This is a genomic window from Mariprofundus micogutta, assembly GCF_001895085.1.
GTDB lineage: Bacteria > Pseudomonadota > Zetaproteobacteria > Mariprofundales > Mariprofundaceae > Mariprofundus > Mariprofundus micogutta.
The window spans coordinates 42418-68572 of sequence record NZ_BDFD01000010.1; the positions used below are offsets into that span (position 1 = coordinate 42418).

General features: G+C 47.9%; 23 protein-coding genes. 18 read left to right on the forward strand and 5 right to left on the reverse strand.

Translation table 11 applies throughout. The features are described 5' to 3' along the window. Positions 1-59 precede the first annotated feature (59 nt). From tmk to MMIC_RS06890, 15 genes are all read left to right on the forward strand, one after another. Complete coding sequence (gene tmk / locus MMIC_RS06830) at positions 60-698, forward strand: dTMP kinase (protein ID WP_072659721.1); 639 nt, start codon at positions 60-62, stop codon at positions 696-698. Further along, positions 695-1648 carry a DNA polymerase III subunit gene (locus tag MMIC_RS06835; protein WP_072659722.1) on the forward strand — a complete coding sequence of 318 codons (954 nt, stop codon included), beginning with the start codon at positions 695-697 and terminating at the stop codon, positions 1646-1648. Before tmk ends, MMIC_RS06835 begins: the two co-directional genes overlap by 4 nt. A gap of 60 nt (positions 1649-1708) precedes the next feature. After that, positions 1709-3247 carry a methionine--tRNA ligase gene (metG, locus tag MMIC_RS06840; RefSeq protein WP_072659760.1) on the forward strand — a complete coding sequence of 513 codons (1539 nt, stop codon included), beginning with the start codon at positions 1709-1711 and terminating at the stop codon, positions 3245-3247. A gap of 151 nt (positions 3248-3398) precedes the next feature. Continuing rightward, the gene (locus MMIC_RS12695) at positions 3399-3560 is read left to right on the forward strand and encodes a hypothetical protein (protein WP_171966472.1); all 162 of its coding nucleotides are present in this window, start codon (positions 3399-3401) and stop codon (positions 3558-3560) included. Between the two features lie 400 nt (positions 3561-3960). Then, complete coding sequence (locus tag MMIC_RS12575; protein ID WP_143144900.1) at positions 3961-4281, forward strand: hypothetical protein; 321 nt, start codon at positions 3961-3963, stop codon at positions 4279-4281. A 108-nt stretch (positions 4282-4389) separates the two neighbouring features. Beyond that, positions 4390-5631 (forward strand): TolC family protein, encoded by a 1242-nt coding sequence (locus tag MMIC_RS06845; RefSeq protein WP_143144901.1) that lies wholly within the window; start codon positions 4390-4392, stop codon positions 5629-5631. Next, positions 5628-6866, forward strand: coding sequence for an efflux RND transporter periplasmic adaptor subunit (locus MMIC_RS06850; protein ID WP_083530489.1), 1239 nt, complete (start codon positions 5628-5630; stop codon positions 6864-6866). Before MMIC_RS06845 ends, MMIC_RS06850 begins: the two co-directional genes overlap by 4 nt. Positions 6867-6875: 9 nt before the next feature. After that, positions 6876-10007 (forward strand): efflux RND transporter permease subunit, encoded by a 3132-nt coding sequence (locus MMIC_RS06855; RefSeq protein WP_072659723.1) that lies wholly within the window; start codon positions 6876-6878, stop codon positions 10005-10007. Positions 10008-10269: 262 nt separating this feature from the next. After that, the gene (thpR, locus tag MMIC_RS06860) at positions 10270-10875 is read left to right on the forward strand and encodes an RNA 2',3'-cyclic phosphodiesterase (protein WP_072659724.1); all 606 of its coding nucleotides are present in this window, start codon (positions 10270-10272) and stop codon (positions 10873-10875) included. Continuing rightward, positions 10868-11875, forward strand: a complete 1008-nt coding sequence (recA, locus tag MMIC_RS06865) for a recombinase RecA (RefSeq protein ID WP_072659725.1) — start codon at positions 10868-10870, stop codon at positions 11873-11875. Before thpR ends, recA begins: the two co-directional genes overlap by 8 nt. 7 nt (positions 11876-11882) lie before the next feature. After that, complete coding sequence (locus tag MMIC_RS06870) at positions 11883-12329, forward strand: regulatory protein RecX (RefSeq protein WP_373855348.1); 447 nt, start codon at positions 11883-11885, stop codon at positions 12327-12329. Between the two features lie 17 nt (positions 12330-12346). Then, entirely contained in the window at positions 12347-14962 is a 2616-nt protein-coding gene (gene alaS / locus MMIC_RS06875; RefSeq protein WP_072659726.1) for an alanine--tRNA ligase, read from the forward strand. A gap of 4 nt (positions 14963-14966) precedes the next feature. Further along, a complete protein-coding gene (locus MMIC_RS06880; protein ID WP_072659727.1) occupies positions 14967-15428 on the forward strand; it encodes a YccS family putative transporter in 462 nt (153 codons plus the stop codon). A gap of 10 nt (positions 15429-15438) precedes the next feature. Beyond that, positions 15439-16881: a DNA recombination protein RmuC gene (locus tag MMIC_RS06885; protein WP_227819405.1), complete on the forward strand. Its 1443-nt coding sequence runs from the start codon at positions 15439-15441 to the stop codon at positions 16879-16881. A gap of 52 nt (positions 16882-16933) precedes the next feature. Then, positions 16934-17389: a paraquat-inducible protein A gene (locus MMIC_RS06890; protein ID WP_373855349.1), complete on the forward strand. Its 456-nt coding sequence runs from the start codon at positions 16934-16936 to the stop codon at positions 17387-17389. On the opposite strand, the gene MMIC_RS06895 is transcribed toward MMIC_RS06890, so the two are convergent. Further along, positions 17380-17541, reverse strand: a complete 162-nt coding sequence (locus MMIC_RS06895; RefSeq protein WP_373855351.1) for a type II toxin-antitoxin system YoeB family toxin — start codon at positions 17539-17541, stop codon at positions 17380-17382. The genes MMIC_RS06890 and MMIC_RS06895 overlap by 10 nt on opposite strands. Positions 17542-17690: 149 nt before the next feature. Here MMIC_RS06895 and MMIC_RS06900 point away from each other — a divergent pair, with 149 nt between their 5' ends. Next, positions 17691-20405: a PAS domain S-box protein gene (locus MMIC_RS06900; protein WP_072659730.1), complete on the forward strand. Its 2715-nt coding sequence runs from the start codon at positions 17691-17693 to the stop codon at positions 20403-20405. A 238-nt stretch (positions 20406-20643) separates the two neighbouring features. Continuing rightward, positions 20644-20973, forward strand: a complete 330-nt coding sequence (locus MMIC_RS06905; RefSeq protein WP_072659731.1) for an ASCH domain-containing protein — start codon at positions 20644-20646, stop codon at positions 20971-20973. Here MMIC_RS06905 and MMIC_RS06910 read toward each other — a convergent pair. Continuing rightward, the gene (locus tag MMIC_RS06910; protein WP_072659765.1) at positions 20970-21347 is read right to left on the reverse strand and encodes a YbaN family protein; all 378 of its coding nucleotides are present in this window, start codon (positions 21345-21347) and stop codon (positions 20970-20972) included. The genes MMIC_RS06905 and MMIC_RS06910 overlap by 4 nt on opposite strands. 76 nt (positions 21348-21423) lie before the next feature. Here MMIC_RS06910 and MMIC_RS06915 point away from each other — a divergent pair, with 76 nt between their 5' ends. Next, the gene (locus MMIC_RS06915; protein WP_072659732.1) at positions 21424-22395 is read left to right on the forward strand and encodes an oxidoreductase family protein; all 972 of its coding nucleotides are present in this window, start codon (positions 21424-21426) and stop codon (positions 22393-22395) included. Between the two features lie 318 nt (positions 22396-22713). Here the strand turns inward: MMIC_RS06915 and MMIC_RS06920 are convergent, their stop codons facing one another. From MMIC_RS06920 to oadA, 3 genes are read right to left on the reverse strand one after another with little or no spacing between them, the layout of a single operon-like run. Further along, the gene (locus MMIC_RS06920; protein ID WP_072659733.1) at positions 22714-23175 is read right to left on the reverse strand and encodes an FKBP-type peptidyl-prolyl cis-trans isomerase; all 462 of its coding nucleotides are present in this window, start codon (positions 23173-23175) and stop codon (positions 22714-22716) included. 15 nt (positions 23176-23190) lie between these two features. Then, positions 23191-24327 carry a sodium ion-translocating decarboxylase subunit beta gene (locus tag MMIC_RS06925; protein ID WP_072659734.1) on the reverse strand — a complete coding sequence of 379 codons (1137 nt, stop codon included), beginning with the start codon at positions 24325-24327 and terminating at the stop codon, positions 23191-23193. A 33-nt stretch (positions 24328-24360) separates the two neighbouring features. Next, the gene (gene oadA, locus MMIC_RS06930) at positions 24361-26142 is read right to left on the reverse strand and encodes a sodium-extruding oxaloacetate decarboxylase subunit alpha (protein WP_072659735.1); all 1782 of its coding nucleotides are present in this window, start codon (positions 26140-26142) and stop codon (positions 24361-24363) included. Positions 26143-26155: the final 13 nt, after the last annotated feature.

The window sequence follows — 26155 nt, forward strand, 5'->3', positions numbered from 1 at the left end:
TGATTTGTATTCAGCAGCGTTAAGCATTCAGGTGAAGAGACAAGGGCAGGGGTTGGTCAGTGAACAGATTGATTACGTTTGAAGGTGTGGATGGTTGCGGTAAAAGCACCCAATTGAAACTTGCAGCTCAGTGGTTGAGGGGACGTGGTGAGCAGGTTGTAACGGCATTTGAGCCGGGTGATACATCACTTGGCAAAGAGATTCGCACACTTCTCCTGGCGGGTGAATTTGTGCCTGTTGCTGAAGCTGAGTTGCTGATGTTTCTGGCGGATCGTGCCCAACATGTGCGTGAAAAGATTCAGCCGGCATTGGATTCAGGCGCCTGGGTATTGTGCGATCGTTATACTGATTCCACGCTGGCGTATCAGTTGGCTGCCAGAAAACTGGCCGAGGGCGCAGCCAATTTGAAAGATATGCTTCGTTTTGCTGAATGTGGTGTAAGTCCCCAGCTAACGCTCTGGTTCGATGTGTCGGTGACTGTTGCCATGCAGCGCATGAAAAAACGCGCCGAGGCAGGGGAGAAGGCGACCCGACTGGATGATGAGGCTGCTTCATTTCATCAGCGAGTTGCTGAGGCATTCGGCCATCAATTTGAATTCAATTCGGGACGCATCACTCGCATAGATGCAGAGAAAGATATCAACGGCGTGTTTGCTCAGGTGGAACAGGCTTTAGAGGCACACTTTTCACTGTCATGAAAAATGTAATCGGGCATCAGCTTGTTGAACAGCGCTTTGCCGATGCATTGCAACGCGGCAATCTGCATCATGCATGGCTATTGCATGGCATCAAGGGCATAGGCAAACATACGCTGGCCGAGAATCTGACCGCACGCTTGTTATGTGATTCGCATAGCGCATGCGGGACATGCCACGCTTGCCGGATGCTGGAAGCCGGTTCACATCCGGATGTATATCACATCGGCTTGCTGGAGAAAAAACGCGATATATCTATTGATCAGGTGCGTGATCTGCTTGGCTTTCTTGCACTCAGTGGTTCCGAGAGTGAACGCAGAGTTGTTATCCTTGATGATGCGGAGCGTCTGAATAATCAGGCTGCCAATGCCTTGCTCAAGGGACTGGAAGAACCATCACCCGGAAGCCTGCTGCTGATTGTTTGCGCCGATATTGAAAAATTGCCAGCCACAGTGCGTTCGCGTTGCCTCCTGCAGCATTGCGCCCCGCTGGATGAGCCAGGGGTTCGCGAAGTGTTACAGCTGGAATTTGCTGATACGCTGGGCGCTGACGCAGTGCTGCTGGATCTGGTTGTAGGTTTTGCCGATGGCTGTCCGGGTGCGGTAAGTTGTCTGCACGAGCGCAACATTATCGATGCCTTACAGCTCTGGTCCCGGTTGACAGAAAATATAGCCGATGCGGATATCGCCAAGGTGGAAAACTGGTGCAGAAGTAATGTGGCATCTGTGCCGCATGAACTGATTATTCGCGTGCTTTTGCAGCCATTGTATCCACTGCTGCAGAATCTGAAGCCGGAAGCTTTTGAGGCGGCACAGCTGTTACACAAGGCTGTGCGAGGCTGTATGCGCTGGCCCGGTGAAGTACAACGCCAGAGTCTCAGGGCAGCGCCATCGCTGCTGGCTTGCCTGCTGGAACTGCGTAGTGCTCTTCGTAACCCTGTTATTCAGCGATAAGGCGGTTACACTTCCGCTCGATGAGTCAGGGAGTCGGTTTATAATATGGAAAGTTCAAACATGGAAAGCTATTACGTCACCACACCAATTTATTATGTGAATGATGAACCGCATCTCGGCCATATCTATACCACGATTGCCGCAGATGTACTGGCCCGTTATCAGCGGCAGTGTGGGAAGGATGTATTTTTCCTGACTGGTGTTGATGAACATGGCCAGAAGGTGCAGCAGGCGGCGGAAGCGCGTGAGATTGAACCGATTGAACTGGCGGACCAGGTGGTCGCACGTTATGAAAGCCTCTGGCCTGAATTTTCCATCAGCAATGATGATTTTATTCGTACCAGTTCCGAGCGGCATAAGGCCGGTGTGCAGGGCATGTGGCGAAAGCTTGAGAATGCAGGCACCATCTATAAAGACTTTTATGAAGACTGGTATTGTGTGCCTTGCGAAAGCTACTGGACTGAAACACAGCTAAAAGATGCCGGGCGATGGGAAGATAAATCCTGCCCGGACTGCAAACGTGCTGTTGAGAAAATTCAGGAAGAGTCCTATTTCTTCCGTCTTAGTGCTTTTCAGGATCGTCTGGTCGAACATATCAAGGCTAATCCTGATTTTATTCAGCCAACGTCACGTCGCAACGAGGTACTGAGTTTTGTCGAGGGTGGTTTAAGGGATCTTTCCGTATCACGCACGACCTTTTCATGGGGTGTACCTGTACCCGGTGATGAGAAACATGTGATTTATGTCTGGATCGATGCCCTGACCAATTATATCTCTGCGCTTGGTTTTCCTGATAAGGATATCAACAAACACTGGCCTGCTGATGTTCAGCTGATCGGCAAGGATATCCTTCGTTTTCATGCCGTTTACTGGGCTGCCATGTTGATGGCTGCCGAACTGCCGTTGCCGAAACGCATATATGCACATGGCTGGTGGACAGTGGAAGGAGAGAAGATGAGTAAATCGCTGGGCAATGCGCTGCGACCGGCTGATTTGCTCAAGGAGTACGATGCCGATGTATTGCGCTATTTCCTGCTGCGCGAAGTGCCATTCGGTCAGGATGGTGATTTTTCATTCACTGCTTTGAAGCAGCGTTATAACTCCGAGCTTGCCAATGATGTAGGCAATCTGCTGAACCGTTCGCTGGCGATGCTGAACAAATATAGTGATGGTGTACTGGGTGAAGTGAATGAGGAGCAGGACATGGATCGTGCTTTGATTGCAGATATTGAAGGTATGCAGATGGATGTTGCCCAGGCGCTGGATCGTCAGGCATTTCATCTGGCCCTTGAGCGCATCAGTGTCGTGGTACGTCATGGTAACCGATATGTGGAAGACAATGCGCCCTGGGCGCTGGCCAAAGCCGGTGATGATAAACGACTGGCAACAGTGCTTTATCATCTGGTTGAAACCCTGCGTCTGGTCGCTATGCAGCTGACGCCATTCATGCCGACCAAAATGAGCGCAATGCTTTCACAGATTCACGGTGAAGAGGTGAACGCAGAAGAAATGACCGCTGCCTTGCATGGTGGCTGGGGGCTTTTGCAGGCAGGTCATCAGTGCTCCAGGCCGCAGCCGATTTTCCCGAGAATGGATTAAGCGCCCTCAGAAATTATTGCTTATTTGATTCTGTTTATAACTATCGAACTATTTTTCATCTTTGTGATGGGACTCACATACGCACTTTAATTTCTTCATATACTTCGCTGCATGGGTTGCGCAGATAACGCGCCTCATGCAGGAGGATGTTATGAACTTTATTAATAACATGATGAACGAACTGATGCACGAGAAGGAACTGGCAGCAATGAGTGCAACATGCCATGTCTCCAACGGTGAATGCAGCGGTGCGTACTCTTTTGAAGACACTGCGAGTGAATGTTACTTTTCTTCATTTCAGGTCACTGTTTAAAACATCCGTAACCAGTTTTTAGTACTATTCAATATTAAGATTCAGAGATAAGGGGGTATCATATGAGCTTTCTGAAAAAAACATTTCATGAAATGGCAGATAACAGTGCAGCGGTTTCACAGTCTTCAATCAATGGCGTGACCTATGATATTCCAGAATGGCTGAGCGCTAACTTTTAAGTCATTCAATATACTCGATTTATAAGGAGATGCTTCACAGCGTCTCCTTTTTTATTTGTGGACCAGGGTGAAGGTATAGTGGGCCTTAGCAATTTATAATAATCGATCTTGAAAGGTATGACTAAAAGAGCAGTCATTCAGGGACTAGAATTGCCGGATATTTCTTAAGAGGTATTCAAGACATTGTTGCCACAGTGAATGACTATCATTATCTTGTCTTCATGCGCTCCTTGGCCCTCATGGCTTTTCTCGCCCTGCAGTTATCTGTATTTACATGTGGATTCGATATTCACGTGCATGCGGCAGGTATTGATGATAGCCATATTGCTGAACATATCCATGATGATGGCGCTGATCATGAACAAGATTCACACGACCATGGATGCCATGTTCATTCATCGCATTCGTTTACTATGGCTGATGAGAAGCAGATTAATTCGATATCTGTAGTTTCTACGCCTCAGCATTTTATATTGGCAGAGTCTTATTTGAAGAGCCTGCCATGCTTAATAGAGCACCCTCCAAAGTTACAGCACTGCTGATTTTCTTATTTGGTAGCATAAGGACAGTCTGAAAAGGACTGCGCCTGTTCTATCCATTTAGAGGTCAGCCCTTCCCCAATCAATTTAATAAATTCACAGGGGGAAACTGTGCGAATACGATTATTAATGATCGGAATGCTATTATGCATTCACCCATTCAATACCAATGCAGTAACGCTGAAGGCAGCAATGGATGCTGCTGTAGAAAAACATCCCATGTTAACGATCTCAAAAATGCAGATTGACGGTGCTCAAGGTGAGCTTCAGGAGCAAGGCTCTTATGCATATAATCCTGAGCTTTCCGTTGAGCCTCAGCGGCGCAAACTGAATGGCGGCGGTACATCACATGATTACTACGTCACCTTGTCACAAGGGGTCGAGCTTGGTGGTAAACAAAAGTATCGTGAGTTGTCAGCTCAGGCGGCTGTAGAAGCTGCCAAACTCGAATCAGATAACATGTATCAACAAGTGTCTTTCAATGCGGCCAGAGCTCTTGTTGGTCTGTATTTTTCTAAGCGAGAACTTGTATGGCGAAACCAGCAAACAAGAACATTGTTGCAGTTGCATAAAGCGGTCACTAGGCAGATGGAGCTTGGCGAAGCCAACCAGCTGGATGTAAATCTTTCTCAGGCATCATTAACTCAGGCTATCAATGCTGAATCACAGGCAAATAGGGAACATGCCATGAATGTGTCAAGGTATGTGATAGCTGTCGGTGCAGGTGGTGATATTGAAAATATTCAGCCTGAGTTGCCAAAACTTCTCGTAGGTTGGCAACCACTGTCCGATCCCGTTGAGATTGCCATGAACTCTCGTCCGGACATTGCCGCTAAACGACAGAGACTTGCCCAGTATTCAGCTCAGGCAGATCTTGCAGATGCAAACCGCATTCCTGATGTCACTGTTGGCTTGATGGCTGGCAGGGAGGCTGGTGATAAACTCGTCTCACTTGGTTTTACAATGCCAATTCCGGTATTGAACAGCCACAGTGGCGCATATAGGGCTGCATTATCTCAGGCATCAGCCTATAAAACCGAACTGGAATGGTTTGAACAGCGCGTGAAGCTCGAGGTTCAGGAAGCGAAATTCAGTCATACCACTGCCATGCAGGCACTATTGGCAATAAGTAAAGCCCAAGGGAAAAACTCATCTTCGGATAGCATCGATTTGGCCAAGGCTGCTTTTGATGCCGGCGAGTTAAATATCGAAGCGTTGGTCGTACATATCAACCAGATACTTGAGTCACGCATCAATTCCGCTGCAATTCTGAAACAGGGCTGGTTAGCTCGTATTCGCCTGGCTGAAGTGCTGGGCCACCCGGAATATATTCTCCAAGGAACCCAAGAATGAAAACATTAATAGCGTTAATAACGACACTTGCATTATTTATGAGTGCTCCTGCCATCGCAGAGGATCATGGCCATGAAGAAGCTGAACATGCTCATGAAAAGCATGGTGATCATAAAGAAGATGGTCATGACAATGAAAAGCGCGATGCCCATGGTGAACATGGCGGTCACGCAGGAGAAAATGGATCTGTCAAATTAACTCCAGCGCAGATCAAACAGGCAGGCATAGAAAGTCAGGTGATTCAGCGACGGAAAAAAGTGCAGACCATCAATGCTCCGGGAGGTGTGGATTTCAATGCTTATAAACTAGCTGACATCACTACCCTGGTTGATGGTGCTATCCATGCTCGTCATGTGCGTCTGGGTGACGAGGTTAAAAAAGGACAGAAGTTGGTGACTCTTACCAGTTCAGCTTTAGCACAATCTGAAGCTGGTTACCTGAGAGCTGAAGCAGAGCATCGTAAAAGTAAACTGGACCTGAAGCGCATTGAAGGCCTGGCAAAGGAAAAGATTGTATCGCAAGCGCGGCTTCAACAGGCAACAAGTATTCATCAGGCAGCTCATGCAAATCTGGCGGCAGCGCGTGCCTCACTATCTTCATATGGTCTGTCAGGTAAGAAAATAGATGCACTGATACGTTCGCGTCAATATGGTCAGTTAACCCTTTATGCCCCAAGTTCAGGAACGATTGTCGCAGATGATTTTCGTATAGGTCAGCACATTGCTGCCGGTACTCGCTTGATGCAGGTCGTTGATGAATCAACAGTTTGGGTTGAAGTGAAGCTGTCTCAGTCTCAGATGGGTGGGATAGCTACAGGGCGTTCAGCTGTTGTATCAACGAAAGACAATGCAAAGCATTACAAAGCCAGGGTAATCAACGTGCACCATCAGCTTGACGAGAAGACGCGTACTGTGGGTGTGCGCCTTGAGGTGCAGAACCCGGAAGATGCATTGCATCCAGGTATGTTTGTGAGTGCTGAGATTGAAACAGACTCTGCTGAGGAGTCCTTGTTATTGCCTGAGAATGCCATTCAACGACAGGGCAGTGAGCTCATTGTGTTTGTTGAGGAGGAACCGGGCCACTTTGAGCGTAGAGAGGTTCGTGTTGGCAAGCCTGGCATGGGGTTTGTCCCGGTTCTTGAAGGCGTGAAAGAGGGGGAATCTGTTGTTGTGAAGGGTGCATTTGTCCTTGCTTCAGAGCTGGCGAAATCCGGCTTTGAAGTACACAATCATTGAGGTGTATCCATGTTTAGCAAACTGATTGATGCGGCGGTTAACAACCGTCTTCTGATTTTATTGTTATTGCTGGGTTCAATGGCTTATGCCTTGTTCGTTGTACCCAAATTGAATCTCGATGCATTTCCCGATGTGACCAATGTGCAGGTGCAGATTAATACCGAATCGCAAGGGTTAGCCTCGGAAGAGGTGGAGCAGTTAATCACCTATCCGATTGAGGCCGTGATGTATGCATTGCCGGATGTTGAAGAGGTCCGCTCGATTTCCAAAACAGGACTTTCGGTGATTACAGTTGTGTTCAAAGAAGGCACCGATATCTATTTCGCCAGACAGCTGGTATTCCAGAAGTTGCAGGATGCCAGTCAGACTGTTCCGGCGTGGGCAGGTACGCCAAAAATAGGGCCGAACACATCAGGTCTCGGGCAGGTGTTCCAGTATATTATCAAGTCGGCTCCGGAAGCCGGTTTTGATGCAATGACACTCAGAGCACTGAATGACTGGGTAGTGAAGTTGATGCTAATGCCGGTAGAAGGTGTGACTGACATTCTCTCTTATGGCGGAGAGGTGCGTCAGTACCAGGTGCAAGTGAATCCCGAGCAGCTGCTTTCCTACAGTCTGCATGTAGATGACGTGGCCAAGGCCATTGAAGCGAATAATCGCAATGCCGGTGGCTGGTATCTGCCGCAAGGTGATGAGCAGTTGGTGATTCGCGGTGTCGGCTGGGTTCCCGGTGGTGAAGAAGGATTGAAGGCCATTGCTGCGATTCCGGTCAAAACCGTGAATGGTACGTCTGTTCGAGTCTCTGATGTCGCGACTGTGGCCTTTGGTGGTGAAATTCGTCAGGGCGCAGTGACCATGACTGAACGAACTGAAGACGGAAAGATCACCTCACTGGGTGAAGTCGTCGTAGGCATCACGCTTAAACGTTTTGGTGCCAACACCAAAAATACCATTGATGATGTTAAATCAAGACTGGAGATCGTGCAGAAAGCGCTTCCCAAAGGCGTGACCATTCAGCCTTTTTATGATCAGTCTGATTTGATTAACAAGGCAGTCTGGACAGTTGAAAAAGCACTGCTGGAAGCATTTATTCTAATCATCATCGTGCTGTTCCTGTTTCTGATGAACATGCGAGCAGCAACACTGGTATTGCTATCTGTTCCGATTTCAATTCTCGCAGCATTGGGCGTTATGCAACATTACGGTATTTCAGCCAACCTGATGAGTCTGGGTGGTTTGGCGATTGCTATCGGTATGATGGTTGATGGCTCAGTGGTGATGGTGGAGAATATTTTCAAACACTTGGAGAAAGCTCGTGAAGGAGACCATGGCATTGCCCTGCTCATCACAGAGGCGGCAAAAGAAGTTGCGCGTCCAGTGCTGTTTGCAGTGCTGATCATTCTGCTGGTTTTTACACCGCTGTTCACGCTTGAGGGTGTGGAAGGCAAGATGTTTACGCCGATGGCGCTCTCCATCTGCTTTGCCATGTTTGCATCCCTGCTGGTGGCCCTGCTGGTCATGCCTGTATTGGCAACTTATGCTTTCACCAAAGGCGTGGTTCACAAAGATAGTCCTGTGTTAGCACCGATTGCTCGTGCGTATCACGGACTGCTTAAATCCGCCCTGAAGGCGCGCAAAGCAGTGGTTGGTGGTGCAGCCGCAGCTTTTGTTCTAACGCTTGCTACAGTTCCATTCCTGGGTACTGAATTTGTGCCGGAACTTGAAGAAGGGACGTTGGCTATTCGTATTACCCTGGCTCCATCATCTTCGCTTGCTTATGCGAGAGATGTAGGGGAAAAGTTGGAGCATGTGTTGCTCAGTGAGTTCCCCGAAGTTACGTATGCATCAGCACGCACAGGCAGGGCAGAAATTGGTGGTGATCCCGAGCCAGCATCCAATATTGAGTTTTATGTCGGCTTGAAGCCTATAGAAGAGTGGACAAGTGCCTCTGATAGAAAAGAACTACAGAGCCTTATGCGGGAGAAGATGGAAGTCGTTCCCGGAATTCTTATTTCGTTCACCCAGCCTATTGCCATGCGTGTGGATGAGTTGTTGTCGGGTGTGAAGGCTGCATTAGCAATTAAACTCTTTGGACCTGATCTTAAAGTCCTGGCAGAAATGGGTAAGAAAATTGAAACAGTAGCGAAAAGTACTGAAGGCACGCGAGATGTTGAGATGGAACAGATTGAGGGTGAAGCTCAGTTAGTAGTTCGTCCTGATCGCAGCAAGCTGGATCGTTATGGCATCCCTGTGGATGATGTGATGAGTCTGGTTGCGGATGCTATTGGCGGTGCATCTGCTGGACAGGTAATTCAGGGCAATGAACGTTATGATATTTATGTCCGACTGGCTAAAGATTACCGTCACAATACTGAATCGATTGGCAGCCTGATCTTACAATCGCCAGGCGGTGCATGGGTGCGCCTTGAAGATGTGGCCACTATTGGGGTGGAGCAAGGCCCTCCTATGATCAAACGTGATGATGTGCAGCGCCGCGTCGTGATTCAAAGTAATGTTGAAGGGCGTGACATGGGTAGTCTTGTAGCTGAACTGGATCAGCGCATTCAGAATGAAGTCGATCTTCCTCCAGGTTATACCGTGGTGTTTGGCGGTCAGTTTGAAAACCAACGGCGTGCTCAGGCCAAGTTGATGATTGTTGTGCCACTTTCTTTACTGATGATCTTCCTGCTGCTCTATTTTGCATTCCATTCTGTTGGGCAAGCGGCGCTCATTATGCTCAATGTACCGATGGCCCTAATTGGCGGAATTCTCGCTTTATTAGTTTCGGGGCAATATCTATCCGTACCATCCAGCATTGGCTTTATTGCACTATTCGGAGTTGCAGTACTCAACGGTGTTGTGTTGGTTGATGCGATTAATCGGCATCTGGATGAACACGAGCTTGGTGATGCCATTCGTCATGGTGCTGAGAGTCGTTTAAGACCGGTACTTATGACTGCCATGATAGCGGCACTTGGCCTGATTCCTTTACTGCTAGCTACAGGTATTGGCTCTGAGATCCAAAGACCACTTGCAACGGTAGTAGTAGGAGGACTCGTATCATCTACGCTATTAACACTGTTTGTTTTGCCATGCCTTTATGAACGATTTAGCAAGGGCCACATCAAGGAAGGAAAGTAGTATGGTACGTAGCATTTCTTTTGGAGTAATTGTTTTAGTTGGTATTTCATTCGGGCTTACTGGATGTGGGGAGTGGAAGCCGCTGGATCATAGTATTACTAAACATAGCCAACATCATCATGGATCGGGGGCAAAAGAGCACGAGAATATTCATCCATCTGACTGAACTTCAGAATCTCCTGTTTAGGTCGGGATGAGGGGTACTTTGTAGTATGTGTGCCTTTTTCTTTTTGCTGCCTGCCGATCTGTTTATACTTGCAAAATGAGACTGTTTGCTGCGCTTGAACTGCCTGACCATGTTGTAGATGAACTGAATCAATGGTGGCAGTCGGCGCAATGCTTTCTGAAACCTTCTGACTGGCGACCCGTTTCTCCTCATCTCTGGCATCTGACACTGGCATTTTATGGTGATGTGGATGGGCACGATGCAGATGATCTGGCTGAAGCCTTGCTGCAGTGTGCAGAAAAAAGCCCCGGAATGTATTTACAAAGCGGGGGGCTGGGATTCTTTCCGAGGCCGGCCCGTCCCCGTGTGTTTTGGGCAGGCGTAAGCGAAGCCGATGAGGGTAAAAAGTTAAAACGTCTTGCCCATTGTTGCAGGTATGCCGGCCATGCTACGGTTCGCAAACGCACGGCTGGTGAAACGGCTTTTCGCGGTCATATTACTGTGGCGCGAAGCAGGGGTTTTCCTGCAGCAATAACTCCGGCTGATTTTGAGTTGATACCGGAAGTTTCGTCTATAAGCTGGTGCGCAGATCGCTTGAGCCTGTTCCAGTCCATTCTGCAACCGGATGGACCACAATACCGGCGACTGGAAACATTTGAATTGAAAGGTTCCGCTAAGGGAACGAGGGGATTGTATGTCTGATAAATCAAAAGCACTCGATAGCGCATTAAGCCAGATCGAACGCCAGTTTGGTAAAGGTACTATTATGCGTCTTGGCGACGAGGGCAGGGTGGCCACAGAAGTGATTCCCAGTGGTTCTCTGGCGCTGGATGTGGCTCTGGGTGTAGGCGGTTACCCGCGTGGCCGTGTGATCGAGATTTACGGTCCTGAATCATCAGGTAAAACTACCCTGGCTCTGCACGCAATTGCAGAAGCTCAGCGTATGGGTGGCCAGGCTGCTTTTGTTGATGCGGAGCATGCGCTTGATCCAATCTATGCCGAAAAGCTGGGTGTGAATCTTGATGACCTGCTGGTATCACAGCCGGATTCCGGTGAGCAGGCGCTGGAAGTTGTGGATCTGCTGACCCGTTCCGGAGCACTGGATATTATCGTGGTGGATTCGGTTGCCGCTCTTACACCGAAATCCGAACTCGAAGGTGATATGGGCGATTCGCACATGGGTCTGCATGCGCGTTTAATGTCTCAGGCTTTACGTAAGCTTACCGGCTCAATTGCCCGTTCTAAAACAACAATTGTTTTCATTAACCAGATTCGCATGAAGATTGGTGTGATGTTCGGTAACCCTGAAACCACGACCGGTGGTAACGCATTAAAATTCTATGCATCTGTTCGTCTTGATGTGCGCCGTACCGGAGCAATCAAGAAAGGTGATGAAGTATTGGGTAATGATACCCGTGTGAAAGTCGTGAAAAACAAGATGGCGCCGCCATTCAAGCAGGCTGAATTCTCGATCATGTATGGCGAGGGTGTATCCCATGCCGGCGAAGTACTCGACATGGGTGTGAAATACGGGTTTGTGAACAAGAGCGGCGCCTGGTATGCCAAGGACAATGAGAAAATCGGTCAGGGCAGGGATAATACGATTAACTTCCTGAAAGCAAATCCCGAGATGCTGGCAGATATTGAAAACTCGGTTCGTACTGAACTGGGGTTGAACGAAGAGGCAGCAAGCGCTGAATAAACAGGAACTGGCAGCATATACCAGTGCTGTACGTCTGTTGGCCGGACGTGAATTCAACACGTTTGAGATGCGGCAGCGTCTGGCTGGCAAAGATTATGATGAAGAGACTGTCACGACGGTAATTAAGCAGCTCAAGGCTGATAATTATCTCAGTGAACAGCGTTATGCCGAGGCTTTTTTACGCTCACGCATGAAGCGGGGTGAAACCCCGTGGTTGGCTGCTCAAAAGGCCAGGCAGAAAGGCGCCGATCACAGGGCGCTGGAAGAGGTGCTTGGCGAGATAAACGAAGCTTATGATGAACCGCAAGCGGCGCGTGAAGTGTTGAACATGAGAGACCCGGCAGGATTTCGTTTTGAAGATGAACGGGTATGGCAGCGTCAGGCCCGTTTTTTGCGGAATAAAGGTTATAGCAGTGCTACTATTCTGCGCGTATTGAAAGAAAGATCTGAATAATAGGTGGAGGATTCCCGGTGAAGACATCCGAGATTCGACAAAAATTTCTCGATTACTTTGTATCCAAGGGGCATGAGGCTGTGGACTCCAGCTCGTTGGTGCCACATGGTGATCCGACACTGATGTTTACCAATGCAGGTATGGTGCCGTTTAAACATGTGTTTCTGGGTAATGAAAGCCGCCCCTATGTCACCGCCACCTCTTCACAGAAATGTGTACGTGCTGGCGGCAAACACAATGATCTGGAAAATGTAGGTCATACTGCTCGCCATCACACATTTTTCGAAATGCTGGGCAACTTCTCCTTTGGCGATTATTTCAAACATGATGCCATTCGTTATGCATGGGAATTTCTCACCGTTGATCTGAAACTTGAACCGGCCCGTCTGTTTGTAACCGTCTTTGAAGATGATGATGAGGCCTATGATATCTGGACCAAAGAGATTGGAGTCCCGGAAGATAAAATTGCCCGCATTGGCGCGAAAGATAATTTCTGGTCCATGGGTGATACCGGCCCGTGCGGTCCTTGTTCGGAAATCTTTTTTGATCATGGTGCAGATGTCTGGGGTGGCCCTCCGGGTACTCCCGAAGAAGATGGTGACCGCTATGTTGAGATCTGGAATCTGGTGTTCATGCAATATGATCGTGATGAAGAGGGAACGCTGAATCCACTGCCGAAACCCTCTGTTGATACAGGTATGGGGCTGGAACGTGTTGCTGCTGTGATGCAGGGCGTTCACAATAACTACGATATTGATCTGTTTAAAAGCCTGATTGCCAAAGCCTGTGATATTACCGGCGTTCGCTTTGGTGCCAATGCCGAACAGGATGTTTCTTTGCGTGTTCTGGCCGATCATTTGCGCTCTGTGTCATTTTTACTGGCTGACGGTGTACTGCCAAGCAATGAAGGGCGTGGCTTTGTGCTGAGACGAATTCTACGCAGAGCTTGCCGTCATGGCCGTCTGATTGGCATGCAGGAAGCATTCATCTACAAACTGGTGGAAGCACTGGTCAGTGAGATGGGTGCGCATTACACCGAACTGAAGGATAATCAGGCCAATATCGAGCAGGTTATCCGCATTGAAGAAGAGCGATTCATCAAAACACTGGATAAAGGTTTGAAGCTGGTTGAGCAGGCTGTGGCTGATGCAGGAGAGGGGGGCACGATTCCCGGCCAGACGCTGTTTACGCTCTACGATACATTTGGTTTTCCGACCGATCTGACTGCAGATATTCTCAAGGGTTCCGATATCCATCTGGATATGGCCGGCTTTGAGACATGCATGGAAGAGCAGCGTACACGTGCGCGTGCAGCCTGGGGCGGTTCAGGCGAATCTGCGCTGCCGAAAGCGGTCTTTGAGTTGCGTGAAGAACGCGGGCCGACTGAATTCCTCGGTTACTCAACATTGGTGGCTGAAGGTGTGATTTCCGGGCTGATCAAAGACGGCGCTGCTGTCGAAGCCTTGAATGAAGGCGATGAGGCCTGGCTGATTTGTAATCAGACGCCGTTTTATGGTGAATCCGGTGGTCAGGTTGGTGATTCAGGTGTGATTACCTCTGAAGGTTCCGAGTTTGTTGTTAGTGACACCAAAAAACTGCTTTCTGATCTGGTGGTTCATGTCGGCAAAGTGTCCAGAGGTTCGATCAAATCAGGGGGTATTGCGCATCTGTCTGTTGAAACGGATCGCCGCGATGCTATTCGCCGCAATCATACAGCAACGCATCTGATGCATAGTGTATTGCGCGATGTGTTGGGTGATCACGTGAAACAGGCCGGTTCACTGGTGAATCCTGAGCGTCTCCGTTTTGATTTTAATCATTTCCAGCCGGTTTCCGGTGAAGATGTTGCCAGAATTGAAGCGGCAGTAAATGCGGCGGTCTGGAGCAATGACAGCGTTGAAACCAAACTGATGACTCAGGATGAAGCAGTTGCAAGCGGTGCGATGGCACTGTTCGGTGAAAAATATGGTGATGAAGTGCGTGTAGTTTCGGCAGGTTTTTCTACCGAGCTATGTGGCGGCACACATGTATCGCGTACCGGTGATATCGGTCCGTTCCGTATCGTGTCGGAAACAGGTATTGCTGCCGGCGTGCGTCGTATTGAAGCTGTTACAGGCCCTGCAGCGTATCAGAGTTTTGTGGCTGATATTGGCACATTGAACGAAACAGCAGGTTCTTTGAAAGTACGTCCGTTCGAGGCGGCGGAGGCAGTTGCAAACCTGCAGGCCAAGCTGAAAGAGACAGAAAAAGATTTGGCCAGTTTGCGTGCCAGACAGGCGACAGGCTTGCTGGACGATCTGGTAAAACAGGCTGTTGATGTGAATGGTGTGAATCTGCTGGCGGCTGAAGTCAGCGGTGTAAAAGACATGCGAGATTTCATGGATAAAGCCAAAGGAAAACTGAAATCGGGTGTGCTGGTATTCGGCATGAAGAATGGGGCTAAAGTTCAGCTGGTTGCAGGTGTGACTGCTGATCTGACTGGCCAGTTCCATGCCGGGAATATTGTGCGCGAAGTGGCAATGATCTGTGGCGGTAAGGGTGGTGGAAAACCCGATATGGCGATGGCCGGTGGCACTGAACCAGATAAGTTGCAAGATGCATTGGCATCTGTTTCAGGCCTGCTGAAGGAGTAATTCTATGGGGAACACATCGGTCAGACTATATCCTTTGATTAGTAAGCTTGGTATTGCTGGCAGTTGTGTTCTTTTTACCTTGTTGGCAGTAGTTGGTTCCCTGGCATTGATGTTTACGGTGATGACTCTGTTTGGTGTACAAGGGCAAACCGGACTCTGGATTAAGTTTTCAATTTTCGGCCCGCTGTTGATTGCCCCACCGGTTATTTATCTGTTGTTGAACATGATTGTAGAGCTGAATCAGGCCAATGAATCATTGCAAGTCGCTCAGGCTAGTGTCAAAGAACTAGGTCAGCTTGTGCCTGTCTGTTCCTGTTGTAAAAAAGTTCGTGATGACAAGGAATATTGGGATTTACTCGAAGAGTATCTGATGTTGAACGGGGAAGGGGAATTGCCACATGGCACTTGCCCTCATTGCAAAGAAGAGCAATTTAAAGCCTATATACAACAGAATGGGAATGTTTAAGTGATCTGCTGTGGTTGATGCAGCCCTGATCGAGTCACTGTCTCAGCCTGTATCCATTGCCTTGATGGTATTGTTAATTATTGCCTTGCTGGCCTGGCTGGTCACTTACCATAATCAGCAAAAACAGATTGAATCGCTTGAACAGGAAGGAGAACGGTTCCGTGTTTCCTGTCAGGCACTGGAAGCTGAATTCGCTGACCAGAGAGTTGCGCATGCAACACTGACAGAGCGTATTGAACAGCTGGATAGGCAGTTGGCCGATGAACGTATGCAAGTGATTGGCAAAGATCAGAGTATCGCTCAAATCAATGCTGAATTGATCAGGCATCTTTCCCATATTGCGGAACTGGAAACTACGCTGGATAAGGAGAGGCAGGCTGCGGAAGAAAAGCTGGCACTGCTGGAAGATGCCAAGGCCAAAATGTCTTCCGAATTCAAGCTGCTGGCCAATGAAATATTCGAGGAGAGGGGTAAAGCCTTTTCCGTGAAGAATCAGGCCAGCCTTGATGAAGTATTGAAACCGATGCGTGAACAGCTGGGTGAATTTCGTAAACGTGTGGATGAAGTCCATTTGAATGATTCGAAAGATCGCGCTTCGCTGAAAGAACACCTGTCCCATCTCGAGAAACTGAATCGTCAGATGTCGGAAGATGCATTGAATCTTACCCAGGCCCTCAAGGGTGACAGCAAAGCTCAGGGTAACTGGGGCGAAATGATTCTTGAGCGTTTGCTTGAATCAACAGGTTTGCGGGAAGGGCATGAATTTATTCGTGAACAGTCATTTGCCGATGAAGAGGGTAGAAGGTTCCGCCCCGATGTCGTCATCTATATGCCGGGCGACAAACAGGTGATCGTCGATTCCAAAGTATCTCTGACCGATTATGAGCAGGCTATTTCTGCGGAAGACACATCAACGCGGGACATAGCTGTTAAAGCGCACTTGCGTAGCCTCAAAGATCATATCAAAGCTCTTTCATCCAAACGTTACGATCATTTGCCGAATGTGAATTCACCCGATTATGTGTTGATGTTTGTACCGATTGAAGGTGCCTATTTGATGGCTATTGAAGCGGATCAGAGTATTTTTGAAAGTGCTTTCGAGCAACGCGTAGCTGTTGTGACCCCATCGACTCTGTATGCCACGTTGAAATTAATCGAACAGCTATGGCGGTCAGAACGCCAGAGTGAAAACGTCGTGCACCTGATTGACCGGGCCAGTAAGTTGCACGATAAAATGGTCGATTTTATTTCAGCTTTTGAGGATGTCGGCCAACGCCTGGATCAGGCTCAGGATGCCTATGCTAAAGCCCACAATCGCATTAAATCTGGTCGCGGTAATGTCTTAAGTCAGATCGCGACATTGGGAACGCTTGCGGGTAAGACAAAAAAAGAGCTGCCAACACACCTTGTTGAATCAGCCGCACTTCAGGATCAGACAGAAGATAAAACGTGAGCCAGCCCTTATCCGGTATTTCCTCTGAAACAATCAGATTCGGGCTTATTCTCTGGTGTGTATCATCGCTTTTATTGATTCTCGGTATGGTCTGCCAATGTTTTCATTCAACAAGTTCTACATCTTCAATGATACATTTTCACTGCTGGGCGGTGTCACCTTTCTGTTTAAGGAAGGGGAATTCTTCCTGTTTCTGATTCTTTTCGCTTTCAGTATTGCGCTGCCATTCTACAAAATGGTTCTATCATTATTATTGGTGAGCAATCTTATTAAAGATCCGGAGCGAAAAATCAAAACAATCAATCGACTGGCTATTGTTGGCAAATGGTCGATGACTGACGTATTTGTTATTGCTGTTCTGGCTGCCACAGTAAAGCTGGGCATGATCGCCACCATTGAAGTGCATGTTGGCTTATACGTTTTCGGTGCAGGCGTAGTCACCAGCATGTTGCTCGTCCACAGGCTTCTTTCAGGTTATGAACTGAGACCTGTATTGATTCAACAGTGATCGCTGCAGGAGATGATGGTTAAAGGTTTGTCATCAACTGCATAAACAAGACGGTTGGATTCGTCGATCCTTAATGACCAGCAAGTGGATAGATTTTCCCTCAGTGGTTCGGGAAAGGGGATCGACAACATATTCTGAATTAATCTGTTTATATGAGGCCCCCCCGGGCAGTAGATGGTATGGCTCTTGCTTGCCTGACTGGATCATTAAATTCGCATTGCGATGCTTGTTTCAGCTGCAGAGGCTTGATTGACGCAAGAACTGTTACACGTGTAAATGAACTCTATCGAGGAGAGATAGCTTGGCGATTGAACAACAACAAGGTCAACCTGCAAATCAGGATGAACAATATAGACGCGAAGTGAAAGAGCATTTAAGCAATTTAATTAACCGAATCCCTATCGGCGTTTATCTGTTTGTATCCTCTGCAGATGGAGGTATGCGCTTCGATTTTGTCAGCCCCAGATTTTGCGAGATTTATAATATTCCAGAAGAGGAGTTCATGCGTGACCCATCAGTCGCATTTAACTCGACACATCCTGATGATTACGAAAGCCTGATTACTGCTAATAAACATGCTATTGATAGTGGGAAAATTTTTTCATGGGAAGGGCGATTTATCGTTGACGGTGAAATGAAGTGGGTAGAGATAAATTCAGAGCCCAACCAGCTGTCCAATGGAGATATTCTATGGAGTGGCCTGATGAAGGACATTACCGAGCGCAAGCTGATAGAAGAAGCACTGACTAAGAGGCAGGGTGAACATGAAGAAGCCCAGAAAATTGCTCACCTCGGTCACTGGGACCTTGATCTGGTCGACAATGAACTTGTCTGGTCGGATGAGAATTATCGCATATTCGGGGTGAAACCCGGCACGGTGAATACATATGATACTTTTCTGAAGACTGTACATCCTGATGACTATGAATTTGTGGATACGGCATACAAAGAATCAGTAAAGAACAATACGCCCTATAATATTGAGCACAGGCTATTGATGCAGGATGGCTCAATCAAATGGGTCAATGAAGCCTGCAAGACCTTCTATGATGATAACGGTACGCCCCTGCGCTCCATTGGTACGACACTGGATATCACTGAACGTATTAATCTGTTGAAAGACTTGAAAGTTAAGAACTCTATTCTTTCAATTCAGCAGGAAACCTCACCAGATGCCATTCTCGTGGTAGATGAGAATGCAATGATAGCCTCCTACAATCAGCGTTTTGTTGAACTGTGGAATATCCCGGAAGATCTGGTTATTGCAGGTGTAGATGAACCCGTTCTACAGACCGTTGTAAGTCAGGTCATGGATTCTGAAGCATTTCTATCCCGGGTAAGATACTTATATGAACACAGAGAGGAGAGCAGTCACGAGGAGTTGCTGTTACGGGATGGAAGGGTCATTGATCGCTATTCCGCACCTGTGTTTGGAGAAAGGAAGCAATATTATGGACGGATCTGGTATTTCCGGGACATCACCGAGCGTAGGCAAAATGAGTTGGAGTTCCGTAAGCTCTCTCAAGCGGTGAACAGTGCTGGTGAAGGCATTATTATCACGGATGAAAATGCAGTCATTGATTACGTCAATCCGGCATTTAGCAACATTACAGGTTATGGGGCAGAGGAAGCCATAGGAAAGACGCCAGCCATGCTCAAGAGCCATGCTCAGGATCCTTCTTTTTACAAGGACTTATGGGAAACTATTACGCGTGGAGAGGTGTGGAGTGGAACCCTGATCGATAGAAAGAAAGATGGCAGCTTCTATCCTGCCATGATGTCTGTTGCACCGATTCATGATGATCAAGGTGAAATTACCCACTATGTATCCTTACAGCAGGATATGACTGAACACCGGCAACTTGAGGAGCAGCTTTTACAGTCTCAGAAGATGGAGGCGGTAGGCACTCTTGTCGGTGGTATTGCACATGATTTCAATAATATGCTGGCAGGTATCGCAGGTAATGTTTTTCTGGCCAAAAGAAAGGCAGGAGACAATACGGAGGTTGTTGAAAAGCTGGATAGAGTGGAAACTCTGGGTGGAAGGGCTGCTGATATGATTAAGCAACTGCTTATCTTTGCACGCAAAGATAAGGTCACTATGAAAACAGTTATGGCCGCATCATTCTTCAAAGAGGCTTTAAGGCTGGCCGAAAGTGGTGTTCCCGAAAATATCAACTTAAGCTACAATATCTCTGAAGAACAAATGCTGATTCAAGGTGACAGCACACAGCTACAACAGTTAATCATGAATCTTCTCAACAACGCGCGCGATGCAGTTTCCGGCGTCTCAAAACCAGCAATCCATTGCCAGCTCGAACCATTTTCTGCCGATGATTCGTTCAGAATAAAACATCCGGAAAATAATACAGATAATTTTATCCACTTGTTGGTTTCTGATAATGGCCATGGGATCCCTCAGGATAAACTGGATAGAATATTTGAGCCCTTTTTTACTACCAAGAGTGTAGGCAAGGGGAGTGGTTTGGGGCTTTCCATGGTCTTTGGAGCAGTAGAGCGTCATAACGGTATTATTGAGTTGCAGAGTGAGGTTGGCGAAGGAACAGTCTTTCATATCTATCTGCCGCAAGTAGAGCAGCAGCCTGAGACTATCAGTGATAAACAGGTTGATATTATCCAGGGGCAAGGAGAGAAAATACTCTTTATTGATGATGATGACATCATGCGAAGCACAACAGCCGAAGTACTTCGTGGCCTTGGTTATGAAGTCCTCGTATCTGTTGATGGCAAGCAAGGTTTGGAGACCTTCAAGTCTAATATGAAAAATATTGATCTCATTATCACAGACCTGGTCATGCCGGAAATGGGTGGATTGGAACTGGCCCAGGCCGTACGTCAGTTTGATGGAGCTATACCGATCATTCTTGCTACAGGTTATGATATGGATGATGTCTTAGTGGGTGATATCCCTTTGGATAATAGTCTGGTTATTAGCAAGCCATTCTCGTTCAGTGATTTGTCGCAGCTGATTCAAAAAATAATCAAGACCAAATAACACACTGATTCCACTGCAATGGAATCAGTGTGAATAATCCTGTTTCGGGCCGAACTGAGTCGGCAGCCAAGTCAATGTTAAGCAGGGTAGATATTGGCGAACTGATCTGTAGCTTGTTGCTTTAGCCTGTTGAGTGGATTGCCGTCTGCAGACTGAAAAAGCAGTCAATCCATAATGGTTGTTATTTCCTGTGTATGTGAATAATTTACCAATATTCAATCTTGGATATGGCGGTAATATGAATAAATTTCCTGAAAAAACCTGTGATATTGATCGTCTGGTGCGTCACCCGAAACTGGTTGCAGCAAGCCTTGCAGGTAAAAAGACAGAACAGCGTCGCGATGGTGTGTATGCCTACCCGAACGAAGAGTTTGAACTCGATGGTGTGCCGTTTATCGTAACTGATCTGAAACGCCAGAATATCGGTGATATGACCGATGCCGATGCACAGGCTGAAGGTTATCCGTCATTGGAAATGTATAAGTCGCTGATTCTGAAAATGCATAAAGGTATGGAATGGAAGGATGATGCACAGGTGTGGGTGCACTGCTTCAAGCGCAAGGATTAATCGCTGTCCTGACTCTTTTGTTCGCAAACATTCATGCGCAACAGGTAGATGATTGTAAAAAGAATCAATGCCGTGCCAAATGCTACGAGATAGGGATTGGCCAGAGCAAAAGCCGCTGAATAACCACCAAAGAGAATGACCGATAACAGAGCGACGCGCCTGGAGTTGCAGGAAATGCACTCGTTCTCCTGCCAGTTTTTGATCATCGGGCCGAAGGTGCGGTTATTTAGCAACCACCTGTGCCATGACTCGGAAGACTTTGCGAAACAGCCTGCTGCGAGAAGGATAAATGGGGTAGTCGGCAGTAGCGGTAAAAACACACCGATAAAGCCTAGTCCAAGAAATAGAAATCCCATTGCTTTGTATAATGCCATGGTGCGAATCATATCTGCTCTGATATGATAGCCAAGTGAAGGGGCGGGTTTCATCCACAAAGAAAGAGAATAAACAATGAACAAGCAGTTGAATGAAATTGTAGTAAAGGCTACCGGAGCTGCATCCAGTGAACGTGGCGAAGTAATCCAGTCGCTGTGGAGCGGTTATGGTGAAATCGTACGTTATGCCTTGACTGGCTCAGATGATCCCAGTGTTGTGCTCAAACATGTGATATTTCCATCCGAAGTGAATCATCCACGTGGTTGGCATAATGATTTGTCGCATCAGCGAAAAGTGAAATCCTACGAAGTAGAGATGAGCTGGTATCAATACTGGGCAGGGCGTTGCGATGACAGATGCAGAGTGCCGCAATGTTATGCCTCTGAAACAATAGGTGATGAGCACCTTATTGTGCTGGAGGATCTGGATGCAGCAGGTTTTCCGCTGCGCAGATCATCGCTGGATCTGGATGGTGTCTACCTGTGTCTGCAGTGGCTGGCAAATTTCCATGCGGCATTTATCGGTGAAGAGCCAAAAGGATTATGGTCGACAGGAACCTACTGGCATCTGGCAACCAGGCCTGACGAATTGGCAGTGATGGATGATGATGTGTTGCGTGATGCGGCACCGGTCATTGATTCCATGTTAAGTCATGCGACATATCAGACGCTGGTCCATGGTGATGCAAAACTGGCTAATTTCTGTTTTTCATCAGATAGCAAAGATGTGGCAGCCGTAGATTTTCAGTATGTGGGGGCAGGTTGCGGTATGAAGGACGTTGCCTACTTTCTGGGAAGCTGTTTGAGCGACAGGGAGCATGAGCAGTTTGAAACGCAATTGCTGGACTACTATTTTTCAGTATTAAGGTGTGCCCTCATAGATCAGCAGAGTCAAATAGATCCGGATGCTTTAGAAAAAGAGTGGCGGTATTTATTCCCTGTAGCGCAAACGGACTTTTACCGCTTTCTGGTGGGTTGGATGCCGACACATTGGAAGATTAATGATTATAACAAACGCGTGGCTGTTGAACTTCTTGAGAGGCTGTAGCTAAAACTTGAAAGCCCTCCGGTTTATTCATCCGAAGGGCTTTCTTAGTGCTTGCTGTGGCAATTAAACTTTGAAGAGCAGGGCGGTTCTGACCTCATGCTTATTACACTGCCTCAAACGTTTATTCATGGCTCTTTTTAAACGTCTTTTTTCCGAGGTGTGCCACTGATGAGCCTTTTTCCATTCCACCGTAATAAGTGTGGTTTCCTCAGGTGAGGTGTGTTGGTGTCTACCGAGCATAAGCATTCTCCTTTTGATGAGATGTACTCTTTAAGCAGAACTATTTATACCAGAAATGGATCTTTTTTTCAAGCCTGTTCAGGCTGTTGATGAGGCAGAAGAAACTACTTGAGAAGCTTCATGAACCGCTATGATATCAACGGTGAAATTCAGTATTTCGCCAGCCAGCGGGTGATTGGCATCAATAGTGATAAGGTTCTCATCAACATTGATGACAGTAACCAGTTCAATGCCTTGGCCGGTATCAGCCTGAAAGCGCATACCCGGTTCAATATCACCATCAAAGTGAAAAATATCGCGGGAGATATTCTGAATCAGTTGATCGCTGCGCTCGCCATAGCCCTCCGCAGGCTGCACGCTGACAGCAATGCGCTCGCCAGCAGATCTTCCCTCTAACGCTTTTTCAAGGCCGGGAACTAGTGCTTCTGTACCATGCACGTAATCAAGCGGTTCACCGTCTGGTGAGGATTCAATAATGTCACCATCAGGTTTGGTCAGTGTGTAGTGAATGGAAACCCTGCAATGATTTGTTATCTGCATTGTTTTAAGGCTTATTTAACCGGCAAGGGCCAGCAGGATACCTGCAGCGACCGCAGAACCGATTACACCGGCAACATTCGGCCCCATAGCGTGCATGAGCAGGAAGTTATGGTGATCAGCTTCCAGGCCAACCTTGTTAACCACACGAGCAGCCATAGGTACTGCGGACACGCCTGCAGCACCGATCAGCGGATTGATTTTTCCACCGCTAAGGCGACACATGAGTTTACCCATCAGAATGCCTGCAGCAGTTCCCATTGCAAATGCGAGCATGCCAAGCACGAGAATGCCCAGTGTTTCAACATTGAGGAATTTCTCAGCCGATAGTTTCGAACCCACCGCAAGACCGAGGAATATGGTTACAGTATTGATGATCTCATTCTGGGATGCATTGGATAGACGATCAACCACGCCACATTCGCGCAACAGATTGCCGAATGTGAGCATGCCAATCAGTGGTGCAGCAGTAGGCAGGAAGATCACGCAGAGCAGCAGAACGGTGAGCGGAAAAACAATTTTCTCAGTTCGACTGACATGACGCAGCTGTGTCATTTTAATCTTACGTTCGCTCTCGCTTGTGAGCAGCTTCATGATTGGCGGCTGAATCAGAGGAACCAGTGCCATATAAGAGTAGGCAGCTACAGCAATCGCACCAAGCAGGTCTGGGGCGAGTCTTGAAGCAAGGAAAATAGCTGTCGGACCATCAGCACCACCGATAATGCCGATCGCAGCAGCATCTGCGAGGCTGAACTCAAAGCCGGGTATCATATTCAGGGCCAGAGCACCAAGCAGTGTGGTGAAAATACCGAACTGAGCGGCTGCACCGAGCATCAGGGTTCTCGGCATGGCGATCAGAGCGCCAAAGTCGGTGAGTGCACCCACGCCCATGAAAATCAGCAACGGGAAGATGCCGGTTTCAATGCCGACATGGTAAATCATGCCGAGCATACCTTCAGGGCCGGAAATCGCGGCAACCGGAATATTACTCAGGATGGCACCAAAACCAATTGGAACCAGCAACAGGGGCTCGAATTTTTTAACGATGGCCAGATAGAGCAGCAACAGGCCCACACCGATCATCAGTATCTGTCCCCACTCGAAGTTGGCGATGCCGGTGGTGACCCAGAGTTTATCTAACAGTTCATTCTGCATAGTGATTAATTCGCTCGCTTCTCTTAAGTCGTATCAGGAGATCGTGACCAGAGCCTGACCAACGTTGACAGGGTCACCCTCTCTGACTTCAATGCTGACAATGGTGCCACTGTGAGTGGAGCGCACTTCGGTCTCCATTTTCATCGCTTCCATGATCAGGATGACATCACCATCGTTGACGTGCTGATTTGGCGTGACATTGATTTTGAAGATATTGCCTGCCATTGGCGCACCCACTGAAATGGCAGGTGTATTTACTGCCGGAGCCGCTGCCGGCACTGGAGCCGTCGCTGCCGGAGCTGCAGTAGCTGGTTTAAGGGATGTTACCTCTCCTTCCGGAGAAACCACTACATTATAGTCCTTACCATTGACACTGATGCTGTATCGCTCAGCTACTGTAGGCGCTGATGGTTTTGTGTCTTCTTCGAGCCAGGGTTTCGTTTCAAAGGCTGCAGGGTTATCTCTGTTTTGCAGATATTTGAGTCCAACCTGTGGGAACAGGGCATAGATCAGCACATCTTCAATCAGCTTGTCAGACAGTTCAAAGCCTTTCTCATTGGCAATGCCGCAGAGTTCGACGGTCAGTGCATCCATTTCATCTTCGATTAAATCTGCAGGGCGACAGGTGATAGGTTTAGCACCTTCAAGGACTCTGACCTGCAGCTCTTTATTGACTTCTGCAGGCGGCTTGCCGTATTCACCTTTCAGTACCCCCGCAGTTTCTTTGGTGATGGTCTGGTAACGCTCACCTGAAAGAACATTAAATACAGCCTGTGTGCCTACAATCTGGGAGGTAGGGGTGACCAGCGGCAGGAAGCCAAGGTCTTCACGTACTTTTGGAATCTCTTTAAGTACTTCATCAAATCGGTTGGAGGCATTTTGCTGCTCTAACTGACTTTCCAGATTGGTCAGCATGCCACCAGGCACCTGAGCGACAAGAATGCGTGAATCGATACCGCGCAGTGAACCTTCAAATTTTTCGTATTTCAGACGCACTTCTCTGAGATCAGCAGCGACTTCTTCCAGCAGTTTCAGATTCAGTCCGGTAGCACGCTTCTCGTCTTCCATAATGGCAACAACGGATTCAGTGGCAGAGTGTCCATAAGTCTGACTCATCGATGAGATCGATGTGTCGACAACATCCACACCCGCTTCTGCTGCTTTAATAATCGCAGAGGTACTCATGCCGGTAGTGGCATGGCAGTGCAGGGAGATCGGGATGGCAACGGATTGCTTCAGCTTTCTGACCATCTCTTCAGCCACATAAGGTTTAAGCAGGCCAGCCATATCTTTAATGCAGATGGAGTGACAGCCCATATCTTCCAGCTGTTTGCCCATATCAATCCACATCTCAGGAGTATGTACCGGACTGACGGTATAAGAGATGGTACCCTGTGCATGTTTATCAACTTTCAATGTTGCCTTTACAGCGGTTTCCAGATTGCGCGTATCATTCATGGCATCAAAGATACGGAATACATCCATGCCATTTTTAGCCGCGCGCTCTACAAAGGTATTCACCACATCATCGGCATAGTGACGATAACCAAGAATGTTCTGTCCGCGAAACAGCATCTGCTTACGGGTATTCGGCATAGCTTCACTAATCAGGCGCAGACGTTCCCACGGATCTTCACCGAGGAAGCGGATGCAGGAATCAAATGTTGCACCACCCCACATTTCGACAGACCAGAATCCGACACGGTCCAGCTTTTCTGCAATGGGCAGCATATCCTCAAGGCGCATACGAGTGGCAAGTAGGGACTGATGTCCGTCACGCAGGACGAGTTCGGTAATACCCAGCGGCTTATTCATCTGAAGAGTTCTC